This is a genomic window from Novosphingobium naphthalenivorans NBRC 102051, assembly GCF_001590985.1.
In the GTDB taxonomy this organism is placed as follows: domain Bacteria; phylum Pseudomonadota; class Alphaproteobacteria; order Sphingomonadales; family Sphingomonadaceae; genus Novosphingobium; species Novosphingobium naphthalenivorans.
Map to the genome: position 1 here is coordinate 70,700 of NZ_BCTX01000010.1, position 18,011 is coordinate 88,710.

20 protein-coding genes are annotated in these 18,011 nt (G+C 60.6%); 7 read left to right on the forward strand and 13 right to left on the reverse strand.

The features are described 5' to 3' along the window. The first annotated feature begins 334 nt into the window (after window positions 1-334). Genes NN5_RS05450 through NN5_RS05460 form a run of 3 tightly spaced genes read left to right on the forward strand, consistent with a single transcriptional unit; the run spans window position 335 to window position 3,005 of the window. Window positions 335-790 carry a GlcG/HbpS family heme-binding protein gene (locus NN5_RS05450; RefSeq protein WP_217998605.1) on the forward strand — a complete coding sequence of 152 codons (456 nt, stop codon included), beginning with the start codon at window positions 335-337 and terminating at the stop codon, window positions 788-790. Continuing rightward, the gene (locus tag NN5_RS05455; protein WP_067733003.1) at window positions 787-2,232 is read left to right on the forward strand and encodes an aldehyde dehydrogenase family protein; all 1,446 of its coding nucleotides are present in this window, start codon (window positions 787-789) and stop codon (window positions 2,230-2,232) included. The genes NN5_RS05450 and NN5_RS05455 overlap by 4 nt, the downstream gene beginning before the upstream one ends. Beyond that, window positions 2,229-3,005, forward strand: a complete 777-nt coding sequence (locus tag NN5_RS05460) for a sulfite exporter TauE/SafE family protein (RefSeq protein ID WP_067733004.1) — start codon at window positions 2,229-2,231, stop codon at window positions 3,003-3,005. The genes NN5_RS05455 and NN5_RS05460 overlap by 4 nt, the downstream gene beginning before the upstream one ends. Before the next feature lie 37 nt (window positions 3,006-3,042). Here NN5_RS05460 and NN5_RS05465 read toward each other — a convergent pair whose 3' ends face one another. The 7 genes from NN5_RS05465 to NN5_RS05495 form a co-directional block, all read right to left on the reverse strand. After that, window positions 3,043-4,533, reverse strand: coding sequence for a gamma-glutamyltransferase (locus NN5_RS05465; RefSeq protein ID WP_067733005.1), 1,491 nt, complete (start codon window positions 4,531-4,533; stop codon window positions 3,043-3,045). An 8-nt stretch (window positions 4,534-4,541) separates the two neighbouring features. Then, window positions 4,542-5,975 (reverse strand): hypothetical protein, encoded by a 1,434-nt coding sequence (locus NN5_RS05470; protein WP_067733006.1) that lies wholly within the window; start codon window positions 5,973-5,975, stop codon window positions 4,542-4,544. After that, on the reverse strand, window positions 5,975-7,555 hold the full coding sequence (locus tag NN5_RS05475; protein WP_084384751.1) for an FAD-dependent oxidoreductase: 1,581 nt from the start codon (window positions 7,553-7,555) through the stop codon (window positions 5,975-5,977). Before NN5_RS05475 ends, NN5_RS05470 begins: the two co-directional genes overlap by 1 nt. 55 nt (window positions 7,556-7,610) lie before the next feature. Beyond that, window positions 7,611-7,952, reverse strand: a complete 342-nt coding sequence (locus tag NN5_RS05480; RefSeq protein ID WP_067733007.1) for a Rieske (2Fe-2S) protein — start codon at window positions 7,950-7,952, stop codon at window positions 7,611-7,613. Between the two features lie 71 nt (window positions 7,953-8,023). Continuing rightward, entirely contained in the window at window positions 8,024-8,767 is a 744-nt protein-coding gene (locus NN5_RS05485; RefSeq protein WP_067733008.1) for an iron-containing redox enzyme family protein, read from the reverse strand. A 75-nt stretch (window positions 8,768-8,842) separates the two neighbouring features. Continuing rightward, on the reverse strand, window positions 8,843-9,673 hold the full coding sequence (locus tag NN5_RS05490; RefSeq protein WP_067733009.1) for an aspartate dehydrogenase: 831 nt from the start codon (window positions 9,671-9,673) through the stop codon (window positions 8,843-8,845). Beyond that, complete coding sequence (locus tag NN5_RS05495) at window positions 9,673-10,677, reverse strand: bile acid:sodium symporter family protein (protein WP_067733010.1); 1,005 nt, start codon at window positions 10,675-10,677, stop codon at window positions 9,673-9,675. The genes NN5_RS05490 and NN5_RS05495 overlap by 1 nt, the downstream gene beginning before the upstream one ends. A gap of 155 nt (window positions 10,678-10,832) precedes the next feature. Here NN5_RS05495 and NN5_RS05500 point away from each other — a divergent pair, with 155 nt between their 5' ends. Beyond that, the gene (locus NN5_RS05500) at window positions 10,833-11,525 is read left to right on the forward strand and encodes a GntR family transcriptional regulator (RefSeq protein WP_169800947.1); all 693 of its coding nucleotides are present in this window, start codon (window positions 10,833-10,835) and stop codon (window positions 11,523-11,525) included. Window positions 11,526-11,826: 301 nt separating this feature from the next. Here NN5_RS05500 and NN5_RS05505 read toward each other — a convergent pair whose 3' ends face one another. The 4 genes from NN5_RS05505 to NN5_RS05520 are packed head-to-tail and all read right to left on the reverse strand — an operon-like array spanning window position 11,827 to window position 14,994. Continuing rightward, entirely contained in the window at window positions 11,827-12,558 is a 732-nt protein-coding gene (locus NN5_RS05505; protein WP_245656253.1) for a DUF6602 domain-containing protein, read from the reverse strand. 16 nt (window positions 12,559-12,574) lie between these two features. After that, window positions 12,575-13,507 (reverse strand): AAA family ATPase, encoded by a 933-nt coding sequence (locus NN5_RS05510; protein WP_067733012.1) that lies wholly within the window; start codon window positions 13,505-13,507, stop codon window positions 12,575-12,577. After that, window positions 13,507-14,019, reverse strand: a complete 513-nt coding sequence (locus NN5_RS05515; RefSeq protein WP_067733013.1) for an HORMA-1 domain-containing protein — start codon at window positions 14,017-14,019, stop codon at window positions 13,507-13,509. Before NN5_RS05515 ends, NN5_RS05510 begins: the two co-directional genes overlap by 1 nt. 9 nt (window positions 14,020-14,028) lie before the next feature. Further along, window positions 14,029-14,994 (reverse strand): CBASS oligonucleotide cyclase, encoded by a 966-nt coding sequence (locus NN5_RS05520; protein ID WP_067733014.1) that lies wholly within the window; start codon window positions 14,992-14,994, stop codon window positions 14,029-14,031. Between the two features lie 119 nt (window positions 14,995-15,113). Between NN5_RS05520 and NN5_RS05525 the strand changes: the two genes are divergently transcribed. The 3 genes from NN5_RS05525 (at window position 15,114) to NN5_RS25660 (ending at window position 17,296) form a co-directional block, all read left to right on the forward strand. Next, window positions 15,114-16,031 carry a helix-turn-helix transcriptional regulator gene (locus NN5_RS05525; protein WP_067733015.1) on the forward strand — a complete coding sequence of 306 codons (918 nt, stop codon included), beginning with the start codon at window positions 15,114-15,116 and terminating at the stop codon, window positions 16,029-16,031. Window positions 16,032-16,115: 84 nt separating this feature from the next. Next, window positions 16,116-16,859: a hypothetical protein gene (locus tag NN5_RS25655; protein WP_157081025.1), complete on the forward strand. Its 744-nt coding sequence runs from the start codon at window positions 16,116-16,118 to the stop codon at window positions 16,857-16,859. Then, on the forward strand, window positions 16,856-17,296 hold the full coding sequence (locus NN5_RS25660) for a hypothetical protein (RefSeq protein WP_157081026.1): 441 nt from the start codon (window positions 16,856-16,858) through the stop codon (window positions 17,294-17,296). Before NN5_RS25655 ends, NN5_RS25660 begins: the two co-directional genes overlap by 4 nt. 32 nt (window positions 17,297-17,328) lie before the next feature. On the opposite strand, the gene NN5_RS26780 is transcribed toward NN5_RS25660, so the two are convergent. Then, window positions 17,329-17,511, reverse strand: coding sequence for a helix-turn-helix domain-containing protein (locus NN5_RS26780; protein WP_373280327.1), 183 nt, complete (start codon window positions 17,509-17,511; stop codon window positions 17,329-17,331). 93 nt (window positions 17,512-17,604) lie between these two features. After that, window positions 17,605-18,011: type IV secretion system DNA-binding domain-containing protein (locus NN5_RS26785; RefSeq protein WP_373280326.1), on the reverse strand; the 407-nt coding region annotated here is incomplete at its 5' end.

The following is an 18,011-nucleotide window of genomic DNA, read 5'->3' on the forward strand; positions in this document are numbered from 1 at the left end:
GACCACAGATGCCTGTTGCAAATCGAAAGTCCGCTGCTCAAACGCATGGAATACCCCTCATGAAAGATGTCAGTTTCCAACAGCGCGCACTTTGTATGCGTCGCTGATGCCGTTTCCTGCGAGCCACGTTCCGCTAGCGAAATCGCATGCGGTATACAGTGTGCGATCTGAGACTATGCGAGGTATACTGATTGTCAAGCGCCATTTTACAGGAGTGTAATGCAGGCCGATTTTCCCGGGTTGTCCGCGCTCCTCCGCCGCTTGACAGCCCCCCGCCACTAGTGTGTATACAGTATGTAGATATAGTGGAGTACGCCTTTTGCTTACGAAAAACGTGCTGAGTCTCGCCGAGGCAGAACTGCTTCTGAATGCCGCACAGGCCAAGTCCGAAGAACTGGGCGGTGCCCATGTCATCTGCATCGCGGACGATGCCGGCTATCCGATTGCCCTGCGCCGTCTCGACAAGGGCAAGGTGACGAGCGTGCAGATCGCCCAGAACAAGGCTTTCACCGCAGCCGCGCATCGCCGGGTCACGCATACTTTCACCAATACCTATCCGGGCGAGGAAGCCTGGGGCATCTTCACCCAGCACGATGGCCGCATCACCGTCTTCGTCGGCGGCTATCCGATCTACGTTGACGGCAAGGTGGTCGGCGGCATCGGCGTTTCCGGTGGCAACGGCGAACAGGACATCGCAGTGTGCGAAGCGGCGATCGAAGCCTTCGCGGAGCACATGCGCGAGACTGGCGGCGGCAAAGTGACCATCCCCGAAGCGGCCAAGCGCGCATGAGCGAGTACAATTTCGTGGCCGGCGCCTGGTGTGGCGCCGCAAGCGGCAACACCTACGAGCGGCGGAACCCCGCGCGGGGCGAGGACCTTGTCGGAATCATCCCCCAATCCGGACCGGCCGATGTCGAGGCAGCCTGCACGGCTCTCGAAGCCGGATGGCCGAAATGGGCCGCCACGCCCCATGAACGCCGCGTCGAGATTCTCAATCGTGCCGCCGACCTCATCCTTGAGCGCGTCGAGACCTATGCCGAAGATCTTACCCGCGAAGAGGGCAAGACGATCGGGGCTTCGCGCATGGAATGGAAACGCGCGGCGGCGAACCTGCGGCTCTATGCAGGCGAGGCGGTACGCATGCGGGGCGAGACTTACCCTTCAGCCGACGGCCTGGTCTATTCGGTGCGTGCGCCCTTGGGAGTCATTGCGGTCATCACCCCGTGGAACTTTCCGATCTCGCTGCCTTCCCGCAAGATCGGCCCCGCCCTCGCGACCGGCAACGCCGTCCTGTTCAAACCGTCCGAAGCCACGCCGCTGACGGGCCGCAACTTCGTCCAGGTCCTGCTGGATGCAGGCGTGCCGGCTGATGCCATTGCGCTCCTGCAGGGCACCGGGGCAGAGCTGGGACAGGCGATCGTAACCGCGCCCCAGGTCAAGGGCGTGACGTTCACCGGATCCTACTCGGTCGGCGCGGCCATCCACGCCGCAGCCGGCCCCGGACGGCGCCTGCAACTGGAAATGGGCGGCAAGAACGCCTGCATCGTCATGCCCGATGCCGATGTTTCCCGCGCCGCCGCGATCATCGCCCAGGGGGCATTCAACCTCACGGGGCAGGCGTGCACCGCCACCAGCCGCGCGATCATCGTCGGCGGCAACCACGATGCCATCGTGGCCCGAGTCGCAGAAATCGCCTCGGCCATGGTCGCGGGCGACGGCTTCGATCCGGCGACCAAGATCGGGCCGGTAGCCACCCGCCCGCAATACGACAAGGTGCGCAAGGCCATCGCCATGGCCCGTGCGGAAGGCCTCGAACTGGCGCTCGGTTCCGATTCGCTGCCGGATCTCACCGACGAACAGGGCGGTTTCTTCGTAACGCCGACGATCTTTGCCGATGTCCCCGCAAGCTCCATGCTGTCACGGGAGGAAATCTTCGGTCCGGTCCTCGCCTTCCACCGTGTCGAGAGCTATGAGGAGGCGGTCGCGCTTGCGAACGCCACCGACTACGGCCTGGCCGCATCGATCGTCACCAACGACTATGCCACGATCGAGCGCTTCGCGCGCGACATCGATGCCGGCATCGTGAAGATCAACAGCGCAACCGGCGGGGTTTCCGGTGCCGCACCGTTCGGCGGCATCAAGAATTCCAGCAACCAGACCTACCGTGAACAGGCGGGCCTGGGCGTCATGGACTTCTACACCACGACCCGCACGGTATACCTCGCCGCGTGAGCGCTCTGGGCCAGGCCTTCGCAGACGTTCTCGGCGTGTCGATTGCCGCCACGCCGCAGATCTTCCTGCTCGCCTGCCTGGCCGTACTGCTCGGCTCGGTAATGCAGGGGTTGAGCGGCGTGGGCCTGGGGCTGGTTGCGGCGCCGGTGGTGATCCTGATCGATCCTTCGATCGGCCCCGGCCCGCTGCTGGTCCTGGCCATGCTGGTTTCCATGCTGATGCTGCTGCGCCGTCACGGACCGCTGGACCGGCCCGGCCTCGCCCTGACCCTGTCCGGCCGTGTGGCTGGCTCGCTGGCCGGAGCCGGCGTCTATGCGCTGCTGCCGCTATCCGTCTTCGGCCTCGTCTTCGGACTGCTCATCCTGCTCGGTGTACTGCTGACGGCCCTGGGTTTTTCAGTCAAGCGGACGCGCGGCAACCTTGTATCGGCAGGTTTCATTTCCGGAGTCATGGGCACGCTCACTTCCGCCGGATCGCCCGCGATTGCGCTCATCTACCACAAGAGCGACGGCGATACGGCCAAGGCCACATTGGCCGCCTTTTTCTGCGCGAGTTCCGCGATTTCCATTCTGGCGCTGTTCCTGACCGGCAAGTTCAGCCTGCAGCAGGCATTGGAGAGCCTGCTCTTCGTTCCCGCCATGGTCCTCGGCTTCCTCGTGTCGGGCGTAGTCGCACGCTGGGTCAGCGCCCGGCAGGTAAGGGCAATGGTGCTGATCGTCGCCGCCCTTTCCGCGACCGCGCTGGTGGCGCGTTCTCTCCTTTTATTGATCTGAACTTGTATTGATCTGAACTCCGGCGCTGCCGCCGTCCTCACAGCGCCAGTGCCGCTCCCACCGTGCGCGGGTCTGCTGCGATCGTCGCAGCACCGTCCAAAGAACAGGTGACGATCTGCATGGCCGAGCGCATCGCCCAGCGATCGACCTCGCCAAAGGACGGTGCCCGGTCGCGGAAGGCCTGCCGCGTTGCTTCGTCGAAACCTTCTTCCAGCAGCACGCCATCATCCGATGGCCGCCATTCCCAGCGCGGTGCGACGACAAGGCGGCCCGCCTCCCGCTGCCCGTTCAGGATGCGTCCGAGCGTGGCCACGTTCCACGGCATCTGGTTTGTACCCCCCGGTGTCGCGCCCAGCATGCGCGAACCGTCATCGCACAACACGCCCCAGGCATGCAGCGTCGTCGCCGGCCGTTTGCCCGCCGCGGGAAAGTTGGGATGACCGGGAATGGCGCTAAAGCCTCTTCCTGCACGGTTCGCGAGGATCAGCTGGTATGGCTCCACGACAAGGCCGCTGCCAAAGCGCGGATAGGAATTGGAATGGACGATGACCACCATCGTCCCCTCCGCATCGACGGCCGAAACCATCGACGTGCCCGAGGGGTCGGAAAGAGTGTCCCGCCGCCGGGCGATGGCCTCCAGTGCCGCATCGTAGCCATCCACCTGACCGTCTGCCGCGCCGAGACGCGAAACCGCTTCCAGCAGCGACGCCCCATGCGTGGGTGCGGGCGTCGCAAAGACGGCGTAACCGTCGCTCGCGGCCCGGGCCGGCGAAATCCACTCGGCTCGGGCAAAGGCGAAGTCCGCTGCGGTAAGAACGCCGCCAGCCTCCTGCACCCGCTCCACGACATGCTTGCCCACATCGCTCTCGTAGAGAGCCGGCCCATACTCGGCGAAGCGTTCCATCAGGCGGGCCATGCCCGGAAGCACGATGGTCTGGCCCGGCTCCAGCCCCCTGCCTCCCGGATAGTAGCTTGTGCCTTGCGGATTGAGTCGAAGCACCAGTTCCCGGCTCTCGTCCGAGAGCACCGCACAGATACGCGCCCAGGCTATGCCGCGGCGGGCAAGGGCAATGGCGGGCCCGGCCAGCGCTTCAAGGCCAAGACGACCGCAGCCGGCCAGAGCGGCATAGCCGTGAGGCGCGGCCGGGACGCCAACCGAAAAGGGCCCGGTATCATCAAGCTGCCCAGCGCGAGCGGCTTCCGCAAGGCCGGCCGGAGCACCGCCGACAGCGATCAGGCATTCCGGTGCTTCCGCGCCGGCCGGCCAGACGATCGCGATCAGGTCGCCTCCCAGCCCGCACTTGGGCGGAAGCAGAACTGTCTCGGCCAATGCCGCCGCCACCGCCGCGTCATAGGCATTGCCTCCACGCTCGAGAACGCTGGCGCCGATGCGGGCGGCACCGGGCGCCGCTGCGGCACAGATACCCCACACGCCCCGCGCCTCGCACTGCTCGGCCATGATCGCCTCGGCCCCGGTCTCCCGCCACCGCGCGGCCTTCTGCGCGCTCGATCCATCGGCTTTCGGCATCGAATTTCCTACGTCTGGTTGAGGAGGAGGATCGCGACCACCATGGCGGCACCAAGGCCACCCAGAACGGGCACGAGGTTACGGCGTACAAGCGCTTCGGGTGAAACCCCGCAGATCCCCGCGACGACGCAAACGCTGGACCAGGGAACCAGCGTTCCGCTCCCCACCCAGATTGTCGCGATCTGTCCAATCGCGGCAAGCACCGCAACATGCTCGGGTGCGCCGGGCGCCACTGTCGCGCTTAACGCGCCGACGATCGGCAAACCGGCGAAACCCGTGCCATCGATCCCGCACAGAGCGCCCGCGATGACGATCCCGGCCACGAGCGGAACCGTCCCATGGCCCATCTGGGTTCCCAGCATGCTGCCAAGATCAAGCATGTACCCCGGCGTGCCCGGTCCGAGAATCTGAAGCGCGTGCCCGGTGTCTCCAAGCAGGAAGAAGGCATATATGGGCAACACCGGAGCGAACACGCTGACAGCGAATGCGACACCGGTGGTAAGGTGCTCGACAACGGTTTCGAGCGCATGATGACCGTCATCGAGCGCGCAGGACAGGATCAGCAACGCCAGGCCGGTGCCGCCGAGAAAGGCTGTGGCGTCCGCACCGAAGATGGCGCGCGCCGGGTCCGCCAGGTCGCGCCAGGCCAGGGTCAGCGTCACGGTAAAGAGAACCGCAGGCACCAGTATCGCGAGCAGAAGCGCATGGCGGCCGCGCGCATCAGGCACCGCCTCCAGCCCGTTGAAGGACGAGGTGCTTTCCGCGGGCGCATGGCCGGCATGCTCTCCCCGCAGCACCGGGATCGCGCCAAGGCCGAGCGCCACGCCTCCGGCAATCAGCGAGAACAGCAAGGTGTAGGGAAATATCGACTGGACCGGTTCGGTTGCCGCACCCGCGGTGATGCGGGTTGCCGCCTGCAGGACCGGATCCGCCGAAAGCGCCATGCCGTGACCGGCCAGGTTCAGCGCCACGGCTGCGGAAATGGCCGAGAGGCCAGCCCGTCCCGCGGCCGGCAGCAGGACGGCACCGATCAGTGCGATGGCCGGCGAGGGCCAGAAGAAAGCCGAGGTGATGTACGTGACGACCGCGAGACTGAGAAACGAGGAACGCGGCCCCTTCATCGTCGCGCGCAGCGGCGCCATCATCAACTGGTTCACACCCTGCGTCTGCAGACTTCGCAGCAACGCCAGCATCACTGCGATCAGCAGGATCACATCGAACAGTTCGGTCCCGGCCAGCAGCATGGCCCGAAACACGCCCTGCACCGCGAAGATCGAATGGTTCAGCAGCCCGCCTCCGGCGTTGCTGGACTGGGCCGCCACCGCCATGATCCCCAGGATCGCGAGAATCGTGACACCGCGGCGGAACAGGAACGCAAGAACAATGGCAACGACGACCGCAGCGAAAGTCCAGTGCCCTGCGGTCAGCGTCACCGTTGTCATCAGTCGCGGACCCGTACGTAGATCTGACCTTCGGTCTCGATGACCGGGAAGGTACGCACCGGCTTCGTCGCCGGCGGGTTGACCGGGAAACCGGTCTCCAGTTCGAAGATCGAGCCATGGCACAGGCAAGTGAGCCCAGCCTGATCCACCTTTCCTGCCGTCAGGCGGCATGCGAGATGCGTGCACAGGTTGTGCAGGGCGTATACCTTGCCTTCCCAGCGGGCCACGGCCACTTCGGTCTCGCCGATCATGAAGCGGCGGGCGTTGCCCTCTGTCACCTGACCGCTGCGGGCAACACGTTCGAACCGCGGATCGTCAAGTGCATCCGGCGTCTGCGGCAGTTCGTCGTCCGCCTCTTCATCGACCTTGGTCGACCCGAGTTCGAGCAGATCGACCTCTTCGTCGGCGAGTTGCTCGTCATCGACGGGCGCCTTGTCGGCAATGAGCGACTTCGCCGCGAGGATTTCCGCTCCCCTGTCGATGCCGAAGGCGGCAACCACACGATCATCCTTCATGTAGAACGCGGCAAAATCGAACGCGTCCACATCGCCGCGCACCACGATCCGGTCATACCCGGCAGCATGACCGACGAACTGGAGACTGTGGTCATACTGATCCGACCAGAACCAGTGGACGTCTTCATAGACGACGCGCTGACCCAGCATGTTGCGGGCGGCTGCCGCCCCCTGCCGCGAGGCGTTGTCGAAATGCTCGACGCGCAGGCGGGTATCGAGTCCGGGGTGATAGTGGTTGGCCACGTCACCGGCGGCAAACACACCAATGGCCGAAGTGCGGCAGAACTGGTCGACGCGGATACCGTTGCCGACCGTGATCTCGGAAGCCCGCGCAATGGCATCGTTCGGCGTGACACCGATACCGACGACGGCGATGTCCGCTTGATGGCGCTGCCCGTCATCGGTGACGACCTCAATGCCGCCGTCGCCCAGATCGACGATTTCCGCCACTTTGACACCCGTGCGCAGATCGACGCCGTTATCCGCGTGCAACCGCGCCATGGCCGCGCCAAGTTCATCGCCGAGGATACGCGCAAGCGGTAACTGGTCAGCCTCGAAAACCGTGACCGCGCAATCGCGCGCCCTTGCCGCGGCGGCAATCTCCAGACCGATGAACCCGCCGCCGACGATGGCGACGCGGGCCCCTTGCTGCAGCGCTTCCCGCAAGGCGATCGCCTCGTCTAGGGTCTTGAGATAGTGGACACGCGGCGAAGGCGGCGAGGACAGGCGGCGCGGCTGCACACCGGTCGCAATCAGGACGGCGTCGGCCGGGAGGCGTTCGCCATCGGCCAGCTCAACCGCGAGCTGCTCGATATCGATCCGTTCGGCACGGCGGCCCAGCATCAGCGTCACACCGTTTTCGCGGCACCAGTCTTCCGAGATGGACCAGAGCTCATCCTGCCCGGCATCTTCAAGCAGGAATTCCTTGGACAGCATCGGACGCTGGTAAGGCGGATAGACTTCATCGCCAACGACTATGATCGTTCCGGCAAAGCCTTCACGCCGTAATGTCTTCGCAGCCGACGCCGACGCATGGCCCGCGCCGATCAGCACTACTTGCTGCATCGCTTGGAATCTCCGACCGGTAGAATTGTGGAATCAGGGAACAGGTCAGCCCCACTCAGCCGGCAGTGCCGGGCTTTTCGGCAAGAATGCGGGCTTCCGGGTCGATCAGGACGCGATCATCTTCACAGCGCACGCGGTATGTCGGCTGGCAGACAGACCATTCATCGGTCCACCCGCTCTTGAGATCGAAGGCCCACTGGTGCCCCGGGCATATGGCCTTGCCCTTGAAGAGCAAGCCCCGGGAAAGCCGCTTCTGCTTGTGCACGCACAGGTCGGCCAACGCGTAGATCCTGTCTTCGTGCGTGAACAGCACGATGTCCGTTTCACCGACACGCACCACGGCCTTGCGCTTGCGCACGATCTCCGCCCGGCTGCCGACATCGACCCAGTCCGTCATCGTACCTCTGAGTTGTATTTACCGAAGGGGAGCCGCGCCGAAACCCAAGCCCCGGCGCGGCCGCAGGATGATCAGGCGGCAACCGTCTCTTTGACACCGGCCTCGCGCGCCTCGCGGGCGGGAAGGACGTGGTAGTCGTAGAGCGCACGCGTGTAGGAAAAGCGCATGTCGGCACCCTCGCGGATCGCTTCCAGGCATTCTTCCTGCAATTCGGGAGTATCCGCGTATTTCAGGACGATCTCGTAGCCACGCTCGCCATGGACTTCGTCGGACGAGATGTGCAGCTCGAAGAACTCGGCCTCATCCTCGGTGAAGCCGTACTTCTCGATCAGCGCCGGATACTGGCGGCGATAGATGTCCGGCACCTGCGATTCCAGGCCGACGACCAGAGCCGCCGTTGCCACCACCCAGTTGCGGCGCATCGCCATTGCATAGCAGTAGCCCTGAAGGCCGCGCGTGACGGGATTGGCATTGCGCGGATCCATGACACGCTCGCGCGTGGTGCCGCAGGCCTCGGCGAAACGGATCAGCAGGTCGGTGTGGCGGATGTCCGCCAGTTCTTCCTCGTACATGTTCTGCAGGAGGAAGTCCTTGGCGTCGATCGCGTCCATCGGCGCGTTCGCGTAGATGTAGCCCAGATAGTCGGCGAAGGGCCCGACATAGTGATAGTGGTTTTCGGCCCAGCGGGCGAAATCGTCGCGGGTCAACTCGCCGTTGGCCCATGCCAGACTGAAGGAGGCGTTGCGAGCCTCACGGCCCTTCATGGCCTCCTTGATAGCTGCGCGAAATTCAACGGGATTCAATAGCTCGGCCATTTACTGTCTCCATGTCTTTCCATGGTACATACTGTATACACATTGACCACACAAGCCTGAAACTGCGATTTTTTGTCAGCTGCCGATACGCAGGGGCGTGGCCAGCGACCGCAGCGCCTCGATTGCACTGAGCGGCGTAAGGCTGCCGGTGCGGGGATTGTCCGGCATCGCATTGCTGTAGATTTCGAGGCGAAGTTCCGCCTCGTCCGACACCACGTGAACCCATTGCGTAATGCGCGAGACCTGCGGATCGGCCCAGATCTCGACCATGGTGGCATCCGGCCCCAGCCCTGCGAGGCTGAGCGTCGCGGCCACGTTGGCATTGGCGGGAAACAGCCGTGCGGCATCGCGAGCCGTGCCCGAGAAGATACAAAGCGCCGTTTCCAAGCCGGCAAGATCGAGACCCTGCTCGATCACGTGCGGCGCATCGGCCAGACTTGCCGGAGGCTTCCGGCTGGTCAGGCGCACCTCTCGCAAATGACCTCCGGCCATGGCACGCAACCCGTCGAGGCCGGCCAGGCCGCCCGTGGGCACGACGATACGCGCGCCCTTCTCGCCCGCGAGGTCGAACAGTTCGGGGTGCGCCATCAACGCGCCCGAATTCATCGTCAGGAATGTGCAACCGGCCGCCAGCGCCGCAGTAGCGACCTGTGGATGCGATGCGGCGACCGCGCAGTCGAAGACGACATCCGCGGAAGCGGCAAGATCCTCAAGCCCGCCGGCCGGCGCATCGCTGCCAAGCGAGTCGAGCGTCCTGCGCCCCTGTTCGCAATCGCGCACGGCAACGCCGGCAAGAGTGAGGCCCGGCATACCCCGGACCAGCGCCGAGACCACCGATCTGCCGATGACCCCCAGACCGACCACGACAACCCGCAAGGTCGCCGGTGTTTTTGCAGCATTGTCCATCATGCCGCCTCCGGCACCTGGGCGCCCGCCGTCGCGCCCTCGGCCGGACGTTCCGCATAACGGCGTGCCAGAACCGCACAGACGAGCAATTGCAACTGATGGAAGAACATCAACGGAAGCACCATCGTCCCCACCAGGCTGACGGGAAAAAGCGCTGCGGCCATGGGCACGCCGCTGGCGAGGCTCTTCTTGGAACCGCAGAACACAACGACGATCTCGTCCGCCCGCGCAAAGCCGAACAGGCGCGCCACACGCGTCGTGACAAGGAGAACCACGGCCAGCAACAGGGCATCGACGACGAGGATCGCCGCGAGGTCCGCCGCCGTGATCCGCTGCCAGAGACCTTCGACAACCGCGGCACTGAAGGCGGTATAGACGACCAGCAGGATTGATCCGCGGTCCAGCCGCATCAGCAATGCCTTGTGCCGGTGAACAAAATGCGCTGTCCAGCGGCGCGACATGTGGCCGGCAAGAAACGGCAGCAGCAAGGTCGTGGCAATGTCGGTCACGGCCGCCAGGAAACCGCCCTGGCCCGCCCCTGTGGTGTGCGGCAGCAGGATCGCCGCGAAGGCCGGTGTCACGACCACGCCCAGAATGTTCGAAAGTGAAGCACTGCACACCGCCGCGGCGACATTGCCGCCCGCAATCGCCGTCAACGCGATGGAGGATTGCACCGTCGACGGCAGGATCGAGAGGAAAACGATCCCCTGCGCGATATCGGGATCCAGCAACGACGCAGGGATCCGGGCAATGCCCAGGCCAAGCAGGGGAAAGAGACCGAAGGTTGCCCCCAGGACCAGTAGATGAAGGCGCCATGCGCCGAGCCCGGCGAGAACCGCATCTCGCGAAAGTTTCGCGCCATGCATGAAAAACAGCAGAATGATGGCTGCCTTGGTCACCACGGCAAAGGCGCTGGCGGCGCTGCCGCGGCAAGGCAGCAGACTGGCCAGCGCCACTGTAAGCAGCAGAAGTCCTGTAAAACCGTCCAGTTTCAGACGCATCATGGGCAATCTCACCTCGTTGGCATTCCCGATGGATCGTTACGAGGAGACGACGCATATGTCTACTGTATACCTAATGCATTTTGTAGAGACGTATGAACTCGGGTGATGTAGGGGGCAAGGAATGGGAAAGTTCCAAGCTTGCGAGGCAAAGAAGAATGAGCGCTAAGGCGGCAACGGAAAACGAGGAAAGATGGCAGGCGATCGGCACCAGCCGGCAATCTCTCAACAACGTGGTGGCCGATGCGCTGCGCGAAGCAATTCTGTCTGGCCGTTTCGAGCCGGGCGATCGCCTGCCCGAGCCGCAACTCGCCGAGATGTTCGGCGTTTCACGCAATCCCATTCGCGAAGCTTTGCAAGTTCTATCGAACGAAGGGCTTGTCGAAATCAGTCCGCGCAAGGGTGCACGCGTTCCACTTCTTTCTCCGGAAGAGCTGCTTGAGACGATCGAGCTTCGCGCCGAACTTGAAGGGATAAGCGCTCGCAATGCCGCGCGGCACTGCAACGGAACAACACGCGATACTCTCGTTGCCCTTCTGCAGAGAGGAAACGCGGCACTCGAAGCACAGGACGAGGAAGTCCTGCTCGAATGCAACAGCGAATTTCACGTCGCCCTCGCGGGAGCCGCGCGCAATCGCTACCTTGCCGAGTTCATGCGTTCGCTGCGAGACCGGACGCATTGGCTGTTTTCACGCACAGCCCGCGAACGCATAACCACGTCGTGGAACGAGCATGCCGCCGTGCTTGAGGCCGTCATCGCCGGCGACGCGCAACGCGCGGCGGAAATGGCTTTCGAGCATGTGCAGAAAGTCGGCGAAAGCCTGGTCAAGCAGCTCAAGGTGGATCGTTGAGCCCCGCGCAGCAGGACCTCTCGCACTGATCCAGACGCCCCTCCCATTTTGATGGATGCGGGAGGGCAAATCGGGGCGGTAGCGGGAGGGCGGCTGGAGCGGGTAGCGGGAAGCCAAATCGGCTGATTTTCCAATTCTACATCAAAAGGTTAGAAACCGCCGTCCAAAAAAGACCCCCCAACCAATCCCGGGAATCTTTTGGCTGCAGTTGGATTGCCATGGATTGGGATGGCTGTGATTCGCGCATGAATTCAGCCTAGCGGAAGGTAGCCGAGGCCCGTACGAAACAAACGTCATAGTCTTAAGTCGGCAAAACGACATCCAGCCAGCGAGCATAAGCTCTCACATCGATCATCGGCACTGTAGCTTTTTCCTGCAGTCGTGCGATCAGCTCTAGTAGGAATGCAGTCGCTGGTTTGCCAATCGGTGTAAGCGTGCAACATCCTTCGTCGTCGCAGGAAAAAATACCGTGTGCAGCGATGCAGCCCAAGTCGAGGCGATCGTCAAGTCCGCCCATCGCCAACGCATTCGTAAGCGACTCTCCGAGCCCCGGACTCCAGTCACTCTCTAAGGTTAGTAGGCCACCGATGATATGCTGCAGCGGCTTGGGCGGATAGGTACCCCCTGCATGGGGGATCGGCAAGCTCGTGCGGTACAACCGTCGAACGCTCCCCACCTTCTTCCTTGCATAGGCCACCTGATCAGCATTGATCGACTGCTTTGCCTCAAAGACGCCATAGACGCTTTCGGCCGGGATCACAGTCTGGCCCTGGAAATTGAAGATGAAAGGCGAGTACTGCCGATCAAAGACGACTACGTCGATCTGCTCGCTAAAATTGCCCTCGCTATCGACTACGTGTGCCGAAATCGCTTGATATCGCTGCGGCAAATAGGTCTGGAGAAGTTGAAGCCAAACAGCTTCGCTGGCATCACCCTTCGTGCCGGGATGGCCAAAGGATCGGCGAGCGCGCGCAAGGCGCTCTTGAATGTCATCGTGAAGCTCGGCCAAGAGCGTCTGGATCGACCAGTTCAATTTTGTCTCCTGATGCCTACACTTCATCCCGGAACGGCGGTGTCGCCGCCATGCTTTCCGCGATCTGGAGGGCGCGACTCGCCTCAATAGGCCGGTCCGGGTAGGCATCCAGCGCTATCGCGGGAAGCAAGCGCTGGGTGATGTCGGAGAAGGTGAAGCCCGGCTTTCCTTGCGCGGCACCAGTCGCGGCAGCAAGAGCATGGATTTGGGCATGAGAGAAGCCAAAGCCGCTTAATCGCATGGAGAGGATGTGAGAGCGCTGCTCGTTGGTTGGGCGCGCGAACGCCATAACGTCCGCAGCACGCCTACGTACGGCAGGATCAAGCGCGTTTAACCTGTTAGTGCACATGATGACGGCCGCTGGCAGACGAAGGTTAGCGAGCCGGTCGATACCGCGAATGAAGGCGTTGACACCAGCACGATCCTCATGGTGCATCTGCGCCGCTTCACGCGACTGCGCCAGCGCATCTGCCTCATCGACTAGCAAGATGATGCCCCCCTTGGCCTTGCCCGAAGCCTTGAGACGCGTCGCTGCTTGCACAGTATGTTCGAAAGCCGCAGAGATAAGTTGCGTCATCTCCCCGACCCGCCCCTGTCCACGGGTCGCCAAGCTGAGCGGAAAAAGGGTAATCTCGATCCCTTCCTGCCTCGCAACCTTGTCACCAATGGTTTCAGCGAGTTCCGTTTTGCCGGAGCCGACATCGCCGGCGAGCACGACGAGCGGGGGGCGGCACAAGACCACGTCAAGCATAGGCTTGGCATCGCCTTTGACGAATTTCTCCGCCCATTTTTCCAAACCTTGGGGATTCACAAGCAGGCCGAGAATCTTGGCAAGCCGTGATTTCTGATCGTCCAAGCCAACAAGGCGCGCAAGACGCTCTTGCGGCTCAAAATCCGGATATGTCTGTCGACGCTCGAACAATTCATCGAGACCGGGCGCGCCCTGCATCAGTAGCTCCTTACGCTTGAACGATCTAGAGCACGGCCTCCAGCGGAATAGGTGCGATCGGACGATAGATACCCATTGATTTTGGGCTCGGAGCCCGTCGTGCGCTGGACAGGAAGTTCGCAGTCAAACTTCGCCTTCTCGCTGTCGGAAAGCAAGAAATAGGCGATGGTATAGTTCATGAAGCTACCAAATGTGGCCCCGGATACATCCTTGCCAGGCAGCACGCGCCCAGGATCATCATCGTTTGCAGAGGCCCCCGCCAAGTCGCGCGCTGCATACTTCAGAGTCGGTTCGATCCACTGTCCATTGCGCTTAAAGCCATATGTGACGTCAGCCAAATACCCGGCCTTCATCATCGCGACCGCCTCCTCCTCAAATTGTGATATCTGCCAGTCGTAAGGTTGCCCGTAAAACCGCTGCATCCGCTTTAAGTCCGTTGCAATCTTAGTGGCCATGTGGCGCGCGTGCGTCACAGTGAATGTCGTACTCTCCGTGAAGCTATAGCTGGACATCGTAACCTCTCAGACTTGGAAGGTTGAGCCAAAGACCTTCTGCCAGTAGGCAACGGTCAACTGCTTGGTGGGAGCCGCCAAGGCGGCATCGATAGCATCCCCAGCGTCGAGGGCAGCATCAACGATGTCGTCCATATTGGCCGTGGTGTAGAGCCGGGACACGTTATTCTCTGCGTTCACTGGGTCGATGATCCGCATGGGATCGGAAAAGGAGCCGATGCTGGAGAGCGGATAGTAGTCCGAAAACGCAATGCGATCTTTCAACCCACTTGTCGCGATATAGGTGAAGAAGTGCTGCAGTGCCTCCGGATAATCTGATAGATCCAGCCCGTCGTCGCACAGCTTCGCCATGATCATCTCGATCATGAACGATTTGAAACGAAAACCATCACGTTCCTGTTTCTGACGTTTGGCCCAGTACTTCACCAGCCGGACAACCTGCGCGAAATGCTTCTCCTGAGCCTTCTTTCGCCTTCCGGCAAATTCAAGGTGGAGCGGAATACTGGTCTTCAAAAAGGAGCCATCCTCCTGGCTGACCAGATTGCCATACCACTGCGTATCCCCGCCATAGAGGATCGGCACAACGTCAACATCCAGCCCCGATCCCCTGAACGAAACTGTGACTGAATAAGTCTGAGGCTGCACCTGATCCGGCGAAAAGTTCGGGAAGGCTTTGCGCAGGCGTTCCGCGAGGTAGGCCAAGAGCTCGCTAACAGAATGCGGCGCTTCCGCACCGCTGATGTAGCATGCCACGTCTATGTCATTGAGCGAACGCAATGCGGTGCCCTTTGCCAGACTTCCCGACAACATCATCTTGCGCAGCGTAAAATCGGGATGCTCACCGACATAAGCCTCGAGTTTTTCTCGAAGGCGCCTCGCCTGCGCACGATATTCCTGCGCCTTGTCGCGCGGAAGGTTCACTCGCTCCTCTGCGAAGCGCAAAATGTCGCGATGCCCTACATGGTCTCGACTCATCGAATCGTCTCCGGAAAGCCCAACGTGCTTGACGCAGGCGGTCACATGCGCGACTCGGGTTGCCGACCCGCTAGAAACAATATGGGTATCGTAACAATACCCGTCAAGGAACTATACGTATGGTTGAGGACGAAAAGCGCCCTTGGACGCAAACCCGCCGCTTCGAATTCATCGAGTGGAAGCTATTCTGGGAGGGCTCACTCAACCGGAGCGACTTAGAAGATACCTTTGAGATCTCGACGCCCCAAGCGTCCGTTGATCTCCGCCGCTATCGAGACTTGGCGGGCGACAACATCGAATATGACGGCACTAGCCGGTCGTTTCGGCCGACCCCCGAGATCAAACCCTCCTTCCTGAAAGCGTCCGCCGACCGCCTGCTGATCCAGTTGCGGGCATTGTTGACGGGTGCTTTACCCCGAAGGGAGGTCTGGTTCCGCGATCTTCCGTCTATTGATATGGCGCCGGATATTGCCCGGCATGTTGATGCAGAGTGTCTGCGCCTGATCTTAAACGCCATCCGGACAAAGCACTGCGTCGAAGTCCGATACCAGTCGCTGACCAACACACGCACCAGGCATATCGCGCCGCATGCCCTAGCGTTCGACGGCTATCGATGGCACGTTCGTGCATGGGCTTGCGATCGCGAGGATTTCCGAGACTTCGTCCTTACTCGGATCGACGAAATCAGGACCGGCCCCAAGGCCGAATTTGATCCTGCTGACGATCTTGAATGGAACACAAAGATCACGCTGGACCTTCGACCACACCCCGGTCTTACGGAAGAGCAGAGCTTGGCCATACAGCGCGACTATGCAATGGAGGGTGGAAAGCGTGAGATCGATGTGCGGCTGTCCATGGCCTACTACTTTATCATGCGAATGAACCTTGACTTGGCTGATCTCTCCCCATCCCGCGCCCAGATCTTTCTGAAAAATCTGGAACAGGTGCGTCAAGCCGTGGATCAAGCCAGAAAACAAACAAAACAATTGGTTGCTGACCGAAAGCACGAAGGTTCGATTGCAAATGATACTCGTTGAGCTAAGTGAATGTGAAGCTATCGTGCATCAACGAATGATTATTTGCCACACGACGCGCACTTTCAGAATCAGGGGACGGCAGTGATGGATGCTGCAGCAAAGAATCTAGCGCAGGACGCTGCCCGAAATCCATTCTTCGTATTCGCATGCACAGTCCTTTTAAGCACGATCCTAGTTTACTTTGCAAAAAGCCAAGAAACCCAACTAGGTGAAGTTTGGTCTGCAGTGATCAATACGATTGGCGCCGCCGTACTGACTTCAGGCACATTTGGTTTGTGGTTTGATTATTTTGGCAAGCGCAAATTAATTTCGGAAGTCGTTAGAGACGCGATTGGACAGACAAAATGCCTGTCTGTCGGCATTACTGATTTTCAAATGAAAGTTGTTGATGTCGACGAGCGCCAAGATTTTAAATCATCAAATACTATTATAGTCGGAACACGAAGATCCTCTGGCGTGCTTGATAGATACAAGGATGACATTCGAACTAGGCTTCGCAGTGGAAAAACCTTGGTCATAATCATGCAGGAAGACGCCAGCATGTTCCCAACGGCTCAAAATTATTCATCAACGCCTCGCGATTTTGTGGATGGATTAGAGGCAAGCGAGGCTGGAATTACTGCAAATATTCAAATTTTTGAGACGAAAGAAATAATGTCTTATAACTTTGTTCAAAGCGACAGAGGGATATGGGTCAAGTTGTACTTTAACGCCAAGCAACCAGATTTACCGCCTGCTTTATTTGCCAATGGCGGAAGCCCTCTGCATTCGGCCTTTAACTCAGATATAGATAAATTAATCTCATCTGGAAAAAGGGTTTTCCCGTGACAAATATTTCAGATGAACAAATCCTCGAAGACTTGATTCAACGCAGGGGCGAGTCTTTTGTTCGAAGCCAATTAAATGTTCTGGGTGTGCGGCGAAAGGAGCTGACGATACTCAGTAATGCAGGCATGCATCCGATCCCTCATGAGTATGTGAGAGGAGAATTGTTCACTGCCAGTGAAGGAAATCTCGATTTTACGGATATCAATTCAGTTAATTTAGAGCTAGACCGAATCGTAAAGAGAGTTAAAGAAAAAATCTTCTCAGACAATTGGACAAACGTATATTTAATTCCGTTTGGACACTCATCCATTAGTTTGACGATAAAAATGACTGTTTTCAGACTCCTGAGGATAGAAACAATCGACGTTTTTTATTTTGGGGAGGGAAGGTATGATTATTTAGATAGAGATAGTCGAGATTCTATTCTAGAGGCGTAGCGAGGCTTTTTGTGCCATTTAAAGACCTTTTATTATCTAGTATTCCGCGCGATCAAGGCCTGTAGGCTGGCGACTGGTATCAGCGTCACTGCACCGATCTTGACGATCTCGATCTCCCCGGCGGCGATAAGCTCATAGAGTTTCGACCGCCCGATCCCGGTCATCCGAACGGCGGTGGGAATCCGCACCGTCAGTGGAGTAAATTCGGCAGGTATGCGCTTGCCAGAAGCCTGCTGGTTGGGATTGGCGGCAGAGTTGTCGCGAGGATCATCACGCATGGAGTTGTAATCCTTCTTCTGGCGGGAGACTTATGCGGGCCGCGAAGGCCGCAGCGGCTTGCCAGGACGGCTCTGCTGCCGCAGCGAACAGGCCCCCTCATTGCGACGCGGCCCGATGAGTCCCGGATTGGCCGTGGGTAGCTTCGGCTCCGCGCCAGAAGGCTTGGTGTCGTCCTCATTCTTCGCGGGCGGCACAAAGGGGCGCGGCTCTTCCAGCGGAAGCTCATGCTGGTCGGTGTCCGCCCCGTCTGTCGGGCTAATTCGTATGGGCTCGGAGGTGCGATCGACAAACCCGGGTTGCGAGGCCTCGAAGCGCTGATAGCGATCCCGGAACCGGACCACGGGAAGATCGCGCCCGAAGCGCAGGTAGCCGGTGAGATTGGGAAGATTGATGATCTCGGTCGGCATCACCAGCGGCCGGGTGACCTGCGCCCGCG